15 protein-coding genes and 1 riboswitch are annotated in these 15,698 nt (G+C 72.5%); of the genes, 2 read left to right on the top strand and 13 right to left on the bottom strand.

Annotation, left to right across the window (positions count from 1 at the left end):
- Window positions 1-325 precede the first annotated feature (325 nt).
- The 12 genes from ACZ56V_RS33100 to ACZ56V_RS33045 form a co-directional block, all read right to left on the bottom strand.
- Window positions 326-1,267, bottom strand: a complete 942-nt coding sequence (locus tag ACZ56V_RS33100; protein ID WP_398915673.1) for a Ppx/GppA phosphatase family protein — start codon at window positions 1,265-1,267, stop codon at window positions 326-328.
- A complete protein-coding gene (locus tag ACZ56V_RS33095; RefSeq protein WP_468947337.1) occupies window positions 1,264-1,806 on the bottom strand; it encodes a DUF501 domain-containing protein in 543 nt (180 codons plus the stop codon). The genes ACZ56V_RS33100 and ACZ56V_RS33095 overlap by 4 nt, the downstream gene beginning before the upstream one ends.
- Window positions 1,807-1,882: 76 nt before the next feature.
- Entirely contained in the window at window positions 1,883-2,365 is a 483-nt protein-coding gene (gene divIC / locus ACZ56V_RS33090; RefSeq protein ID WP_467379852.1) for a cell division protein DivIC, read from the bottom strand.
- A 112-nt stretch (window positions 2,366-2,477) separates the two neighbouring features.
- The gene (gene eno, locus ACZ56V_RS33085) at window positions 2,478-3,758 is read right to left on the bottom strand and encodes a phosphopyruvate hydratase (protein WP_398915668.1); all 1,281 of its coding nucleotides are present in this window, start codon (window positions 3,756-3,758) and stop codon (window positions 2,478-2,480) included.
- Between the two features lie 285 nt (window positions 3,759-4,043).
- Window positions 4,044-4,781 (bottom strand): resuscitation-promoting factor protein RpfA, encoded by a 738-nt coding sequence (gene rpfA, locus ACZ56V_RS33080; RefSeq protein ID WP_398915666.1) that lies wholly within the window; start codon window positions 4,779-4,781, stop codon window positions 4,044-4,046.
- A gap of 3 nt (window positions 4,782-4,784) precedes the next feature.
- Window positions 4,785-4,951, bottom strand: a riboswitch (cyclic di-AMP (ydaO/yuaA leader).
- Window positions 4,952-5,134: 183 nt separating this feature from the next.
- Entirely contained in the window at window positions 5,135-6,166 is a 1,032-nt protein-coding gene (locus tag ACZ56V_RS33075; RefSeq protein ID WP_468947335.1) for a transglycosylase family protein, read from the bottom strand.
- Between the two features lie 143 nt (window positions 6,167-6,309).
- Window positions 6,310-7,629: a cytochrome P450 family protein gene (locus tag ACZ56V_RS33070; RefSeq protein WP_467379762.1), complete on the bottom strand. Its 1,320-nt coding sequence runs from the start codon at window positions 7,627-7,629 to the stop codon at window positions 6,310-6,312.
- Window positions 7,626-8,603, bottom strand: coding sequence for a nucleoside triphosphate pyrophosphohydrolase (locus ACZ56V_RS33065; protein ID WP_467379760.1), 978 nt, complete (start codon window positions 8,601-8,603; stop codon window positions 7,626-7,628). Before ACZ56V_RS33065 ends, ACZ56V_RS33070 begins: the two co-directional genes overlap by 4 nt.
- Window positions 8,604-8,679: 76 nt before the next feature.
- Entirely contained in the window at window positions 8,680-9,330 is a 651-nt protein-coding gene (locus ACZ56V_RS33060; protein ID WP_468947332.1) for a SurA N-terminal domain-containing protein, read from the bottom strand.
- 147 nt (window positions 9,331-9,477) lie between these two features.
- Complete coding sequence (pkaE, locus tag ACZ56V_RS33055; protein ID WP_467379850.1) at window positions 9,478-10,968, bottom strand: serine/threonine protein kinase PkaE; 1,491 nt, start codon at window positions 10,966-10,968, stop codon at window positions 9,478-9,480.
- Window positions 10,969-11,006: 38 nt separating this feature from the next.
- On the bottom strand, window positions 11,007-11,567 hold the full coding sequence (locus ACZ56V_RS33050; protein ID WP_468947330.1) for a hypothetical protein: 561 nt from the start codon (window positions 11,565-11,567) through the stop codon (window positions 11,007-11,009).
- Window positions 11,568-11,712: 145 nt separating this feature from the next.
- The gene (locus ACZ56V_RS33045; protein WP_467379755.1) at window positions 11,713-13,752 is read right to left on the bottom strand and encodes an N-6 DNA methylase; all 2,040 of its coding nucleotides are present in this window, start codon (window positions 13,750-13,752) and stop codon (window positions 11,713-11,715) included.
- 205 nt (window positions 13,753-13,957) lie between these two features.
- Between ACZ56V_RS33045 and ACZ56V_RS33040 the strand changes: the two genes are divergently transcribed.
- The gene (locus ACZ56V_RS33040) at window positions 13,958-14,443 is read left to right on the top strand and encodes a hypothetical protein (RefSeq protein ID WP_467379753.1); all 486 of its coding nucleotides are present in this window, start codon (window positions 13,958-13,960) and stop codon (window positions 14,441-14,443) included.
- Between the two features lie 76 nt (window positions 14,444-14,519).
- Here ACZ56V_RS33040 and ACZ56V_RS33035 read toward each other — a convergent pair whose 3' ends face one another.
- Complete coding sequence (locus ACZ56V_RS33035; protein WP_467379751.1) at window positions 14,520-15,293, bottom strand: HNH endonuclease family protein; 774 nt, start codon at window positions 15,291-15,293, stop codon at window positions 14,520-14,522.
- Between the two features lie 146 nt (window positions 15,294-15,439).
- Between ACZ56V_RS33035 and ACZ56V_RS33030 the strand changes: the two genes are divergently transcribed.
- Entirely contained in the window at window positions 15,440-15,637 is a 198-nt protein-coding gene (locus ACZ56V_RS33030) for an antitoxin (protein WP_467379749.1), read from the top strand.
- Window positions 15,638-15,698 lie beyond the last annotated feature (61 nt).

Raw genomic sequence — 15,698 nt, 5'->3', positions numbered from 1 at the left:
GGATGAAGGAACCAGCGTGTAGTGCACCCCGTTGTCAATGCCGCGTGAGCTGCGCCTCCGCGCCGCCGGGACGGTGGACCACCCTTCCGTGAGGACTCCGCGAGCCCCCTTCGCGACACCGTCCTGAACACGTTCAAAGGGCAGTTGACGCCCCAAAAGGGTCAGCGCGCGCGCTTTCGTCGTCCGACGGGGGCCAATTCCTTGTGAAGAACTTCACGAACTTTCCCGACGGCACGTCACGGAGGGGCCCCGGGAGGCCCCCGGGACCCGCTCAATCGTTGTCCGTGCTGCTCAGACCGCTACCGCGCCGACCCGCGCGAACGCCCTACGCGATCGACCACGCGATGCCGTCGAGGATGTCGTGCTCGCTCACGACGACCTCCTCCGCACCCGTCCGCTCCATGATCGCCAGCAGCACCAGGGCCCCGGCCGCGATCACGTCGACCCGGCCCGGGTGCAGGGAGGGGACCGCCGCGCGCTCGGCGTGGGTGGAGCGCAGCAGCCAGCCGGTGATCTCCCGGACCCGGTCGCGGGAGACACGGGAGTGGTGGATGGCGGCCGAGTCGTACTCCGGCAGCTCCTGCGCGATCGCGGACACCGTCGTCACGGAGCCCGCCAGACCCACCAGCGTGCGAGCCTCGCGCAGCGGAACGGACCGCTCGGCGAGGTCCAGGGCCGCCTCCACGTCGGCCCGTATGGCCGCGATCTGATCCTCGGACGGCGGGTCGGTCACCGCGCCGTCGCGCACCAGGTGCCGCTCGGTCATCCGGACGCAGCCCACGTCCACGGAGCGGGCGGCGCGCACGTGGTCGTCGCCGACGACGAACTCGGTGGAGCCGCCGCCGATGTCGACGACCAGGTAGGGCCTGTCGAGGTCGGCGCGGCCGGTCAGCTCTTTCGTCGCCCCGGTGAAGGAGAACTCGGCCTCCTGGTCGCCCGAGATCACCTCGGGCTCCACGCCCAGGATGTCCAGCACCCCGCGCACGAAGTCGTCCCGGTTCTCCGCGTCACGGGAGGCGGAGGTCGCGACGAAGCGCAGCCGCTCGGCCCTGTGCGCCTTGACGACCTCGGCGTACTCCCGGCAGGCGGCGAAGGTCCGCTCCAGGGCCTCGGGCGCCAGCCGCCCGGTGCGGTCGACGTCCTGGCCGAGCCGCACGATGGTCATACGGCGGTCCAGGTCCGTCAGCTCGCCCGTCTCGGGGTCCGCGTCGGCCACCAGGAGCCGGATGGAGTTCGTACCGCAGTCGACGGCGGCGACCCGGGTCACTGGGTGTCCTCCTGGCCGGTCCCGTCGGTGGGCGTCACGCAGGGACCCTTGCGCCACCACTCGGGCAGCATCGCGATCGCCTCGTCGCCCAGCGGATTGACGCCGGGACCGGCGGCCAGCGAGTGGGCGACCAGCACGTGCAGGCACTTCACCCGGTCCGGCATGCCGCCCGCGCTCGGGAAGCCGGTCAGCTCCTCGATCTCGTCGCGGCGCCGGACGTAGTCCTCGTGCGCGGCGCAGTAGGCGGCGGCCAGCTCCGGGTCGGTGCCCAGGCGCTCGGTCATCTCCTTCATCACGCCGTTCGCCTCCAGCGTGCCGATGGCGGAGGCCGCCTTCGGGCACGTCAGGTAGTACAGCGTGGGGAAGGGCGTGCCGTCGGGCAGCCGCGGCGCCGTCTCCACGACGTCCGGCTGACCGCACGGGCAGCGGTGCGCGATGGCGCGCAGGCCGCGCGGGGGGCGTCCGAGCTGCTGCTTGAAGGCCGCCACGTCCGCGTCGGTCGGCTCGGTGCGCGGGGTGGTCGGCGGGGGAGTCTGCATGGCTGTCTTCTGCTGGTCTTCCTGTTGAGTCACTGCCGGAGCGGCCGGCGCGGTCAGTGCGGTCGGCGCGGTCGGTTCACTGCCGGCGGGCGGCGGCGTCGGCCTTGTCGACCCCGTCCCACACGTTCCGGTACCAGGGGCGGTCGGCGGCGCCGGCCTCGGCGCGGGTCTGCTCGGCCGCCTTCGGATCGACGACGACGAACCCCGTCTCCCCCGGCATCACATAGTGCAGCCGCAGCCGGACCTGCTGCTCGGCGTAGGCGTCGTCCTGCCAGCGTGCCTTGAGGTCGCGCAGGTCCTCGACCCGCTGCCGGGTCTCCCGCTGCTCCCGCTGGAGATCGGCGATCTCGGCGCGCTGGGCGACGTACTGCCGGATCGGGTAGGCGAGCGCCACGACGAGCGAGCAGAGCACCATCGCGAGCAGCGCGGCCCGGCCGGTCAGCCGGGAGCGCCGGGCCTGGCGCCTGGTCTGCGAGCGGTAGACCCGGGCCGCGGTCTGCTCCCCGATGATCCGGATCCTGGTCGCGGTGGAGAAACGGTCCCGGTCCTTCACCGCCATGTCGCCCCGCCTCAGCCTTCGTGCGTCGTCCGTCATACGTGCGTACGTCCCCGCACACGGTACGGGACCGAGTACGGGGACGTACGTACGACGCTGCCTCTCGCGGGCGGGGTCAGCCCTTGAAGCGGGGGAAGGCGCTGCGGCCGGCGTACACCGCGGCGTCGTCGAGGATCTCCTCGATGCGCAGCAGCTGGTTGTACTTGGCCACGCGCTCGGAGCGGGCCGGGGCGCCGGTCTTGATCTGGCCGCAGTTGGTGGCGACGGCCAGGTCGGCGATGGTGACGTCCTCGGTCTCGCCGGAGCGGTGGGACATCATGCACTTGAAGCCGTTGCGCTGGGCCAGCTCGACGGCGTCCAGGGTCTCGGTCAGCGAACCGATCTGGTTGACCTTGACCAGCAGGGCGTTGGCCGAGTTCTCCTCGATGCCGCGGGCCAGGCGCTCCGGGTTGGTGACGAACAGGTCGTCGCCGACCAGCTGGACCTTGTCGCCGAGCTTGGCGGTGATGGTCTTCCAGCCGTCCCAGTCGTCCTCGAACAGCGGGTCCTCGATGGAGACCAGCGGGTACGCGTCGACCAGCTCGGCGTAGTACTCGGTCATCTCGGCGGCGGAGCGCTCCTTGCCCTCGAAGGAGTAGGAGCCGTCCTTGTAGAACTCGGACGCGGCGACGTCGAGCGCGAGGGCGATCTGCTCGCCGGGGGTGTAGCCGGCCTCCTTGATCGCCTCGAGGATGAGGTCGAGGGCCTCGCGGTTGGAGCCGAGGTTCGGGGCGAAGCCGCCCTCGTCGCCCAGGCCGGTGGCCAGGCCCTTGTTCTTCAGGACCTTCTTGAGCGTGTGGTAGACCTCGGCGCCCCAGCGCAGCGCCTCGGAGAAGGACTCCGCGCCGATCGGAGCGATCATGAACTCCTGGATGTCCACGTTGGAGTCGGCGTGCGAGCCGCCGTTCAGGATGTTCATCATCGGCACCGGCAGCAGGTGCGCGTTCGGACCGCCCAGGTAGCGGAAGAGCGGCAGGTCGCTGGCCTCGGAGGCGGCGTGGGCGACGGCGAGGGAGACGCCCAGGATGGCGTTGGCGCCGAGCGAGCCCTTGTTGTCGGTGGCGTCCAGGTCGAACATGGCCTGGTCGATCAGGCGCTGCTCGGTGGCGTCGTAGCCGACCAGCTCCGGGCCGATCTGCTCGATGACGGCCAGCACGGCCTTCTCGACGCCCTTGCCGAGGTAACGGCTCTGGTCGCCGTCACGGAGTTCGATGGCCTCGAAGGCACCAGTGGAGGCGCCGGACGGAACGGCGGCACGACCCGTGCTGCCGTCGTCGAGGCCGACCTCGACCTCGACCGTGGGGTTGCCTCGGGAGTCCAGGATTTCCCGGGCTACGACGACGTCGATGGACGGCACGAGCATCTCCTTCTTCAATGTGACGCTTCGGTGTGACGCGCGGGTCCCGCAGGACCGCGGCGGCTCTGCGGGACCGAGCCTAACCGGCTCCGGGCGATCGGCCAGCCGATCGCCCACCCGCTGGACAGAACCGAGAGTAAATTGTTTCCGAACGGAACAAAGACGTTTCCGGAAACCGGGACGGAACCGTGGGCGGGCCCCGGCGGACGCGGGACGTGAAAAATCCCGCCCCGGTGCGTACGGGGGAACACGCACCGGGGCGGGAGTCGCGGGAGCCGCCGCCGCTTACTTGAGGTGCAGCTGCTGGCCCGGGTAGATCAGGTCGGCGTCGTCGACGATGTCGTCGTTCAGCTTGAACAGCTTCGCCCAGCCGCCCTTGACCTCGTGCTCCTGGGCGATCGAGCTGAGGGTGTCGCCCTTGACGACCTTGTACTCGCCGTCGCCCTTCTCGACCTTCTTGCCGGTCGGGGTGGTGACGGTCTTCTTCTCGGTCTTCTCGGGCTTCTCGGCCTTCGGCTCCGCGGCCGGACGCTCGGAGGACCGGGAGGCCTTCTGCTCGGTGGAGCGCTCGGCGGTGGAACCGCTGCTCTGGCTCTGCGAGCTCTCGGAGCTGCCGGAACCGCTGTCCTGCGAGCCGCCACCGGTGTACGCGGCGCCCGACAGGCCGGTGCCGCAGACCGGCCAGGCACCCTTGCCCTGGCCCGCGAGCACCTTCTCGGCGATCTGGATCTGCTGGGACTTGCTCGCCTGGTCGGCGGTGGAGGCGTACTGCGTACCGCCGTAGGCGGCCCAGGTGGAGGCGGAGAACTGCAGACCGCCGTAGTAACCGTTGCCGGTGTTGATGGACCAGTTGCCGCCGGACTCGCACTGGGCGACGGCGTCCCACTCGGACGCGGTGGCGGCGGAGGCGTTGCCGGCCGCCATCAGCGGGGCGGCGACGGCGGCACCGGTGACACCGGCGACGGCGATGACACGGGTGGCCTTGGACGGACGACGGTGCTTGCCCTTGCCGGAAAACAGCATGGTTGATCCCCTCACCGACGCCTGCGAGGTGAGCTGTCGGGTTCGGGCCGGTTGAGTTGCCCGGCCGGGTTCCTCGCGGAACTCGGCTTCACCCCTAGCCACTCCGGCTCAACTGCCCGGTGCGGCGCTTACCTTGGGTCCCCCGCTCCTGCCTTCGGCGCTTGACGCGACGACTGTTCCCGTACGGCCGCTGGCAGGATTCGGCGTTGCGGCTGTCGGGGCCCGCGGTGGCGAGCGGTCATGACCGTAGACACGCGCTCCGCGGATTTTCAAAGACGATCACGGCTTCTGAGACCTATCTCTCACGATATCCAAAAGGGACATAAGATCTCTAACCGTGACGTGAACTCCCCCTACTTTTCGCCCGATTCGCCCGTGACCGTGAGCGTCTGACCGGGCAGGATGTGGTCGGGGTCGGTACCGACGACCGCCTCGTTGTCGGCGTAGAGCGCATGCCACCCGCCGTCGACCTCAAGGGAGTCGGCGATGGCCCACAGACTGTCGCCGGTGCGCACGACGTAACGGCCGCCACCGGCGTCCCGCGTGCCACCGTCGCGCGAGGCGTGCCGCCCCGTCGCCGTGTCCGTGAGGCTCTCCTTCGCGGCACCCTCCTCCGCACTGTCGCCGCGGTGCCGGCCGGCGCCGGACGAGCCCTCGGTTTCCCGTGGTTCGGCGCTGGCGGAACGGTCAGAATCGGGCGAAGTGTCCGACTTGGCGGATTGGCCGGCGTCGCCGGACGAGTCGCCCGAAGTACCGCCCGAACCGTCGGACGAGGCGTCAGACGACTCCGAAGAAGAGGGCGAAGGGGACGAAGAGGACGCTTCGGAAGGCGACTCCGCCACCCCGGCCGATCCGGACGAGTCGGTCGAGCCGGATGACCCGGACGACTCGGGCGTTTCGGTTGCCGTGGGCGATTCGGACGACTTGGTGGTATCCGTCCCCTCCGAAGTGCCCGTACCCTCCGACGCCCCGTCACCGGCCGTGTCCGAGCCGCCGCCCGTGACCCCGGAGCCGTTGCCCAGTCCGGCGAGGAGACCGCAGGTCGGCCAGGCGGCGATGCCCTGGTCCGCGTGTATCTTCTCGGCGATTCTTATCTGCTGGGAGCGACTGGCCCGGTCGGCACTGGGGGCGTAGTCCAGGCCGCCGTACTGCTCCCAGGCATCCTGGGACAGCTGCAGGCCGCCGTAGTAGCCGTTGCCGCTGTTCTGGCTCCAGGCGCCGCCGGTCTCGCACTCGGCCACCTGGTCCCAGGACGCCGAGTCGGCCGCGTGGGCGCCGGTGGCGCCGAGCAGCGGGATCGCGATGGCGGAGCCGGTCACTCCGGCGGCGACGACCAGAGCGGGTGCCTGGCGGGGGCGGCGGTGACGACCGTTCCCGGAGAGCATGCGACGACCTTTCACAAGACGACGGGGACCACGTGGCGGATGACGCTCGACACCACGTTGATCCGTGAACGTATAGGGAGATCATCGCTTGTCACAAGTTCATGCCGCGCAGATCACGTGAAGATCACAGAGTTGAGCGCGTGTCACTTTTGCGTCGTCGACGGACCGTTGCCGGCCGATGACGCGAACGGCGTGAACGCCACCGGCAAGGTGCGCAGACCTCGCATGATGAGGCCGCCGCGCCAGCGGAGTTCGGCCGGGTCCGCGGCGAGGCGGAGGTCCGGCAGCCGGGTGAGGAGCGTGGCCAGCGCGGTCTGCCCCTCCAGCCGGGCGAGCGGGGCGCCGAGGCAGTAGTGGATGCCGTGGCCGTACCCGAGGTGCTGGCTGTCGCGGCGGGCGAGGTCGAGGGTGTCGGGGTCGGTGAACCGCTCCGGGTCCCGGTCGGCGGCGGCGAGGACGACGAGGACGGGGTCGCCGGCCGCGACGTCCTCGCCGCCGATGGTCAGCGGCCGGGTGGCGAAGCGCCAGGTGGCCAGCTCCACCGGGCCGTCATACCGCAGGAGTTCCTCGACGCCGGTCTCCAGCAGGCCACGCTCCCCGGCGGCCAGGGAGGTCTGCAGCCGCTCCCGCTGCTCGGGGTGGGTGAGCAGGGCGTACGTGCCGTTGCCCACAAGGTTGACCGTGGTCTCGAAACCTGCGAAGAGCAGGATGAAGGCCATGGCCGCGGCCTCGTTCTCGGTGAGGTGCTCGCCGTGGTCGGAGGCGCGGATCAGGCCGGAGATGAGGTCCTCGCCGGGGGCCGGCTCGGGCGGCAGCGCGGCGCGCTTGCGGTGGATGAGGTCGGCGAGATAGCCCCGCATCTTCTTCACCGACCGGGCGACGCCGCCCCGCGGACCGCCTCCGTGACGGATCATCATGCCCGCCCAGTCCCGGAAGTCGTCCTGGTCCTCGCGGGGGACGCCGAGCAGGTCGCAGATGGCGTAGATGGGCAGGGGGAAGGCGAACTCGTGGATCAGGTCGGCGGAGCCGGTGGCGGCGAACCGGTCGATGAGGCCGTCGGCCAGCTCCTGCACCCGGGGCGCGAACTCCGCCACCCGGCGGGGTGTGAACGCCTTGCTGACCAGTCGGCGCAGCCGGGTGTGGTCGGGCGGGTCGATGTTCAGCAGATGGGTCATCAGCTCGGCCTTCCGCTCCCCCGGAATGCCGGTCTTGCCCTTGGCGTGCGCGGGCTCGGCGTGGTGCGCCGGGTTCTTGGACAGCCGCGGGTCGGCGAGGGCCTGCTTGGCGTCGGCGTACCGGGTGACCAGCCAGGCCTCCACCCCGCTGGGCAGCCGGGTGCGGTGCACGGGGGCGTGTTCCCGCAGCCAGGCGTACGCCGGGTAGGGGTCGCTGGCGAACTCCCAGGTGAACAGCTCGGGAGCGGGGCCGGAGGCAGGGCCGGGGACGGGCGGGCGGCCGGTCATCCCTCGACCGCCCGGATCGCGTCCCGGTACGTGCGGGCCGCCGCTCTCAGGGCCGCCTCGGGGTCGGTGCCCTCGGACTCGGCGCGGGCGGCGAGGGCGAGCAGTTCGTAGCCGATGCCGTCGCCGGAGGGCAGCGGGACGTCGAGGCCCGCGGTGCGGACGCGGGAGACGAGCTTGGCGGCGAGGGCGAGGCCGGGCTGGCCGAGGGGGACGCCCTCGGTGACCGAGGTGCGCTGCTTCTCGGCGGCCTTGGTGCGCAGCCAGTGCTCCCGGACCTCCTCGGGGGTGTCGGCCGTCTCGTCGCCGAAGACGTGCGGGTGGCGGTGGATGAGCTTGTCGACGATGGTGCCGGCCACGTCGTCGACGGAGAACGGGGCGTCGGGGTCCTCCTCGGCGATACGGGCGTGGAAGACGACCTGGAGCAGTACGTCGCCCAGCTCCTCCCGCAGCTCGTCGCGGTCGCCGTCCTCGATGGCCTCGACGAGTTCGTACGCCTCCTCGATGGCGTACTTGGCCAGGCCCTCGTGGGTGCGGCGGGAGGACCAGGGGCATTCGAGGCGGATGCGGTCCATGACCTGGACGAGGTCGAGGAGGCGGGCGCCCGGGAGGTCGTAGGAGGCGGGGAGCAGTTCGAGGTCGGGCATCGGGACGCGGCCGGAGCCGGCGAGGCGGGCCAGGCCGTCGGTGAGCGCGGGGTCGCCCTCGCCGCTCGCGACGACCACCGCGGTGCGGCCGCCGGCGCAGGCGTCCACCAGCTCCTCGGCGGTCGGGGCCGCCTCGTCGACCCGGATGCCCGCCTCGCGCAGGTACGGCAGCTGCGGGTGGGCTCCGTCGGCGCACAGGACGCGGTCGGCGGTGCGCAGGGCCTGCCAGGCGGGCCAGGACAGCAGGCCGGGGGCGACGCGGTGGCTGGTGGTGAGCAGGACGATGCGGCCCTGGTCGGGGGCGGTCGCGCCGGCGGTGGTTGCGTTCACTCTCCGAACCTAACGCACGCCGCCGACCACCCCCCGAGTTGTCCACAGGGGGGCGTATCGCCGCAGGTCAGCGCGGCTACGCCGGCTGCTGGGACCCCGCCGCCGTGATCTCCCGCACCCACGGCGTCCGGGTGTCGACGCGGCTGCTCTTCTGGACGTCCCAGGCGCCGTAGCGCGGGTTGAGGTCGACGTCGAGCTTCTTGGAGGCCTCGGACAGGGCCTGCCAGAACTCGGGCCGGCTGGTGTCGGTGCCGAGGCTCTGGGCGAGCTTCTGGGCCTCGATCTGGACGAGGAGGTTGTCGTCGAGGCGGTCGGGGGCGACGCCGTACTGCTGGAGCCAGGCCGTCTCCAGCTGCTCGGGGCCGCCGGCCTGCTTCTCCAGCTCGCCGCGCATGCCCTGCACTTCCTTGCGGCTGACGGTCACTCCGGCGTCCTGGGCGGCGCGGTGCAGGACCCGGTCGAGGACCATGCCGTGCAGGGTGTCGCGGGTGAGGGTGCCGGTCCGGGCGACGACCTGCTGGTACTGGGTGTCGTCGGGGACGGCGGCGCGCTGTGCCTCGCGCACCTCGTCGACGCGGGTCTCCAGCTGGGCGACGGTGATCCGCTGGTCGCCGACGACGGCCGCCGCGCCCGGATGCGCGTCGTTGCCGCAGGCGGTGAGCAGGGGTGCCGCTGCGGCGATCGCGGCGGTGAGGAGAAGCGCGGGGCGACGGCGGCGGCGGTGCAAGGGAACCTCCCGTTTGGAGATTGTGCGACGGTGCACAAAGTCTTGCGGTGATCGATGTTAGGCAGTGGCCCGGCTCTGGCCAACCCATTGGACCAACGATTCATCAGGACTTCGGGCACCGCCTCGCCCCCGCGCGCACCGGCAGTGTCAGCCGCGCATCCGGCCGAGCCACTGGAGGGTGCGCCGGATGTCGCCCGCGAGCGGGTGGCCGGGGCCGTGGACGCGCTCCACGTCGTGCAGCAGCCGGGCCAGCGTGTCGTGGGCGGCGGCCCGGTCGCCGAGGGCGAGCAGGAGGTGGCCGATGCGGCGGCGGACGTCGTGGGCGAGGTCGGGGTCTCCGGCGACGTACTGGTTCTCGTAGTACGGCAGCAGGGCCCGGTACTCGGCGAGGGCGGCGGCGGGTTCGCCGAGCTGTTCCAGGCACTGGGCGGCGTCGTAGCGGTGGCGCAGGGACTGCGGGTCGGCCTGGCCGGCCTCGGCGGCGCGTTCGTCGGCGAGGCGGCGCAGTTCGGGCAGGGCGCGCCGGTACTGGCCGTCGTCCAGGAGGGTCGCCGCGTACTGCCTTCGCAGGGTGCGCACGACCGGGGAGCGTTCGCCGTGCTGTTCGGCGGCGGCGGGCAGGATCGCGCCGAGGATGTCGACGGCCTGGGTGATGCGGCCCTCGCCGAGGAGGCGCTTGACGTCGTCGACGGCGCGGGCGACGTCCGGCTTCCCGGCGTCGGCGGCGGCCGGTACGGGCGCGGGCTGCGGCGCGGGGGTGCGGGCGCGGTCGGGCCAGGGGGCGTGCGGGCGTACGAAGGGGCGGGTGGGGTCGAGGGGGCCGCCGGTGGGCATGCCGCGCGCGGGCAGCAGCAGCGCGAGATGCTCGTAGACCTCCTGGGCGGAGTCGGGGCGGTGCTGCGGGTCCTTGGCGAGCAGGCGCAGGACGAGTGCTTCGAGGGCTTCGGGGACCTCGGGGCGGACGCGGCGCACCGGCAGCGGTGGTTCGTACAGATGCCGGTGGAGGACGCCGAGGGCCGTCGAGCCCGCGAACGGGACGTCGCCGCTGAGCAGTTCGTGGAGCAGTACGCCGAGTGCGTACAGGTCGGTGTACGGGCCGACGGCGCCGCCCATGGCCTGCTCGGGCGCCATGTAGGCGGGCGAGCCGATGGGGGTGCCGGTGTGGGTGAGGCGGGTGGTGTCGGCGTCCATGACGGAGGCGACGCCGAGGTCGAGGACGGTGACGGTGCCGTCCTGCTTGACCATGACGTTGCGCGGCTTGAGGTCGCGGTGGACGATCGGCACGGCGTGCACGGCGCTCAGTACGGCGCACAGCTGGGCGGCGACCGCGACGGCCCACTGCCACGGGTAGGGCTCGTGCTCGGCGAGGTGGTCGGAGAGGTCGGCGCCGTCGACGTACTGCATGACGAGGAACAGCTCCTCGCCCTCGCTGCCCGCGTCGTGCACGGTGACCAGGCCGGGGTGGTCGACCTGTGCGGTGATCCGGCACTCGCGCACGAACCGGCGGCGCAGTTCGTCGGCCTCCTGGCCGGCCACCTTGTCGGGGCGCAGCAGCTTCACGGCCACGCGCCGGTCGAGGCGCCGGTCGTAGGCCGTCCAGACCTGTCCCATGCCGCCCTGGCCGATGAGCGTGGACAGCTCGTACCGGCCGGCGACGACGCGTCCCGTCGCCACGGTCACCTTCCGCCCTGGTGGTGGCCGTCGCGGCCGTCGTGATGGCGCAGGTAGTCGCTGAGCTCGTCGAGTTCGGCGCGGACCTGGTCGATGCGGGCGGGGGCGGGGTGGTGCGGCGGCGGGGCGACGGGGTGCTGGGCGGCCGGTGGCGGCGCATACGGTCCCGCGGGGTACACCGGACCGGGGTGCGGGGCGACGACGGGGGCGTGGGGCGGCTGATGGCCGGCGAAGGGGCGCGGGGCGGCGTGCAGGCGTATGTCGATCACCAGGAAGTGGGCGGTGGCCGCCGCCCCTATGAGCAGGAGCCCGGCCATCGCGGCGTCCGTCCGGTGGTCCGTCTCGGGCAGCGAACCGACCACGGCGAGGCAGGCGATGGACAGGGGCATGCTCACCCAGGCGGCCGTCCAGTCGTACCAGCGGCCGCGCAGGACGGCGACCCGGAACAGGGGTACGCAGGCGAGCAGACCGCACGTCAGGAAACCGGCGGCGGCGTACAGCACACGCAGGGTGATGACAGTGGCCGCGCCGCGGGTGGGCGGCGGCCCGGCGCTGTTGCCGTACATGACTGCTCCTGGACCGGTGATGCCGACGTGGCGAACGGACCGAGCCGTTCGGAGTGGGAGTCGAAGCGTATAGGCCCGGACGGACAACGGGTCAGGGTTGTACCGAACCGTTGTCGTCCTGGTCACCCGGCCCGCGCGGGGCCGTTCAGTCGGGGGCGACGGTGCCGTCCGTGAGCCCGTCGTACATGCCTCGCACCAGCTGCTCCCCGAGGTGGCCCGCGCGCCGCAGCGCGCGCTCGAACGCGTCGAGGGCGCGGAAGCGGTTCCCGTAGCCGTGCTGGGCGTCGAGGGGCAGCCGGGGCAGTTGGAGGCGCCGTACGTCGAGGCGGGTGGCGGTGGAGGCGTAGCTGCTGGCCTGCCGGTGGTTGGCGGTGCCGCGCAGGAACCCGGCGAGGAACCAGGGGTCGAGGGCGGCGGGGTCGGGGCGCAGCAGCACGAGGTTGCGCCCGAGGGCGGCGCCGGCCGTGGCGTCGTCGATCACGCGCGCGACGGAGCCGCCGCCGAGCACGGGCACGACGACGTCGCCGGGTTCGGTCAGCACGGGTTCCTCGTCGCCCTCCGGGAGGGTGCCCGAGGGGCCGGTGCCGGTGAGGACGTCGTGGTCGGTGAGCAGGGGTACGCGCGCGTGGCCGGCGTTCGTCCCGGTGTGCAGGGTGAGGGCGCCGCCGCGGGCGAGTTCTCCGACGGTGGTGAGCGGCCGGTGGGGAGCGGGACGTGAGGTGCCGGGGGCCTCGGGGGTGAGTTCCGCGGTCAGCCGCAGGGTCTCGTCCAGGCGCTCGCGCACGTCCGCGAGCCGCCCGGTGCCGCCGGTGGCGTCGGGGGGCGGCAGGTGGCGGGCGGGGGCCAGGTCGACGTCGTCGTCGAGGAGTTCGATGACGGGCACGCAGCGGGCCAGGCCGGGCCGGTCGTCGAGCCGTCCGGTGCGGTCGAAGTCGGTCCAGGCGTCGAGCACGGCCTCCCGCACGGACCGCCAGTCCGGTCCGCCGCGCCCCTCCCCGGCGAACTGCCCCGCGTCGGCGAGGAGCAGCCCGGGCTGCGCGGGCGCCCGCTCGGGGCGGCGCAGCACCCACAGGTGCAGGGGGATGTTGTACGGGGGTGCCGCGCCGGCCGGCAGGGCGATCACGGCGCGCAGGGCGCCCCGGCGCAGCAGGTCGGCGCGGATCCGGCGGCCGGAGCGGCGGGATGCGGCGGCGGGCGGCATGAGGACGACGGCGGTGCCGCCGTCCCTGACCCGGGCCAGGGCGTGCTGCACCCAGGCCAGTTCGGACTCGGTGCGGGCCGGGAAGCCGTACTCCCAGCGGGGGTCGTAGGCGAGTTCGTCGTGGCCCCAGTTGCGCTCGTTGAACGGCGGGTGGCACAGCGCGGTGTCGGCGCGCAGTCCGGTGCGGGCGTCCGCGCGCAGACTGTCTCCGGCGGCGATCCGCACGGCGGCGTCCGTGCTCAGGGCGAGGCGCAGCGCGGTGAGGGCGGCCAGTGCGGGGTCGCTGTCCTGGCCGTACAGCTCCTGTCCGGGCCGGGCGGTGGTGGTGGCGGCGCGGAGCAGGGACCCGGTGCCGCAGGCGGGGTCGAGGACGGTGCGGGCGGGGCCGGCGAGTTCCGCCATCAGCTCGGCGAGGGGGTCCGGGGTGAGCGTGTACTGCCGCGGGTTGGCGTCGAGGTGCCGGCCGAGCAGGAACTCGTACGCCTTGCGGGCGCCGGGTCCGGCGGCGAGTTCGGCGGCGCCGCGCAGGAGGGGAGCGGAGGGGAGCAGCCGGGGGCCGGCCGGGGTGGTGACGGCACGCTCGGGGCCGGGGCCGAAGCGGGCGTCGAGCACCTGGTCGAGGGCGGCGGGCAGCGCGGCGGCGAGGCGTTCGTCGGAGCCGGCGCTCGCCTCCAGCCAGAGGGTCGGGCGGTCGTGGACGAGCAGGAGGGCGCAGCCGGCGTGCACCAGGGCGGCGGCCGGTCCCTCGGGGTGGCCGAGGAGTTGCTGCCAGACGCGTTCGCGTGGGGGGACCTCGGCGAGTTTGCCCTGGGCGCGCAGCCACGCCTCGACGTCGGCGAGGGCGAAGGACGGGCTGGTCTCGGTGCCGCCGACGGGTTGGGGGAAGTCCGCATGGCGGCGCCGCCAGTTGCTGACGGCGGCGCGGCCGACGCCGGCGAGCCGGGCGATCCCGGCGGCGGTCACCTCTGTCCCGTTGTCCTGCACGCTCGGGCCCCCTCGTCCTGGTGTGTGACGCCGATCCTACCGGCGAACACCGCCGAACTCCGGTTCACATCGTGTACTACCCCACCTTCGTGAACCGTGTTGACTCGATTCACGAGCTCTGGTCTCATTGACGCATCGAACCGGCCGAGGCGACGGGCTTCGGTTCACGGTCGATTGACTTGTCTCTGGGGAGAGGACTGACGTCATGGGCATGAAGACCAAGATCGCGCTGGGTGCCGTGGTGGGGATCGCCGTCATCGGCGCGTTGTCGGCGAACTCGGGCGACGGGGACGGCGACGCCAAGAGCGACGGCCGGACCTCCGCGAGCTCGGGCGAGAAGGCGGGCGGCGGCGCGAAGACGGACGGCGCGTCCGACGCGAAGCCCGCCGAGGACAAGGCCGTCGAGAAGGCGTCCCAGGCCGAGCAGTTCAAGGCGTTCGTGCGCAAGAACGGCACGCCCGAGGAGAAGGACGCCGTCTCCCACGTCACCAAGGTGCAGGGCGCCGACGAGCAGAACGACATCCTCGACGCCGCCGACGTCTACACCGACTTCACCGGCGGCATCATGGGCGAGGGCATGGGCCCGGCCAAGCTCCTCGCCTCGGCGTTCGCCGACTGGAAGGACAGCGAGAACGGCCTCGTCACGATCTACGACGCCGACGGCGAACTGCTCGGCAACGGCCAGTTCTGAGCACCGGACCGCGCCAACCGCTCACCGGCTCCGCCCGGCCCCCCGGGGCGCTGACGACACCGGCGCGGCAGAGGCGTCAGCCCCGGCACTGCTTCGACATCATCGACCGGTCCGCCTCGGTCACCGCCAGCTCGTACTTGACGGCGACCTGGGCGAAGCGGACGGCGTACGCGCACCGGATCGACTTGGCGGGCGGCAGCCAGGAGGCCGGCCCGGAGTCGCGCTTGGCGGAGTTGGCGCGGCCCTCGACGGGGAGGAGGTTGAGCGGGTCGTTGGCCAGCTGCTCCCGCTTGTTCTCGGGCCAGCGCGAGGAACCCATCTGCCAGCTGTAGGACAGCGGCACGACGTGGTCGATCTGGACCTCGCTCGCCTTCTGCTTGCGCCACTCGACACTCGTCCCGGTGTACGGGTCGTCCAGCGTCATCGCGATGACCACGCAATCCGAGCCGGACCTGAAGCGCACCTGCTGCCCGTCGCGTTTCAGCAGGTCATTGCGGGTGTCGCAACCGTTGCGGGCGAGCGGGACACCGTCGGCGGTGTCCATCCAGGCGTAGCCGAACTCGTCGCGGTCGTACCCCGTCCTGGGGCCGCGCCCCTTGGTCTTCAGTCCGTCGATCAGCTTGCGGGCCGCCGCCTGCGGACTGTCGCCCGTGACCGGGGCGAGGCCCGGTTCGGTGCCGTCCGGGTTGTCCAGCGGGCTGACGGCGTGGCCGGAGGCGGGGGCCTCGGCGCCGCCGCCCGAGGCCGGGGCGCCGTCGCCCGCGTCCAGGCCTTCGCAGCCGGTCACCAGGGCCAGGGCGAGGGCCGCCCCGGCGGCCCATCCGGTACGGATCCTGCTGTGCCGCCTCATGCGCGCCCCTCCCCTTGCCGTTCGCGGCCACCACCGTAGCGAGGGAGAGGTCTCGGCCATAGGGGGCCTTAAATGGGCGTTAGTGGGCACACGAGACATATCTGTCGTACGGTCGACAGTGAGTCACGTCTCGGAAGGAGCTCTGCATGGGCATCCTCGACAAGATGAAGAGCATGGCGGGCAAGGACAAGGACAAGTCAAGGAAGATGTCCGACACCGCCGAACGCCAGGCCAACCAGAGGACCGGCGGCAAGTACGAGAAGCAGGTCGACGCCGCGCAGCAGCAGGCCGAGGGCAAGCTCGGCTTCGGGCGCGAGCAGGGCGGCGGCCGGGAGCGGCAGTAGCCGCTCCCCGTAACTCGGACACGTCGAAGCCGTCCACGGAACTGTTCCCGTGGACGGCTTC

Source organism: Streptomyces sp. NPDC034099 (assembly GCF_055575415.1).
The sequence above is the reverse complement of the archived record's forward strand: the minus strand, read 5'-3'. Positions and strand labels throughout refer to the sequence as shown.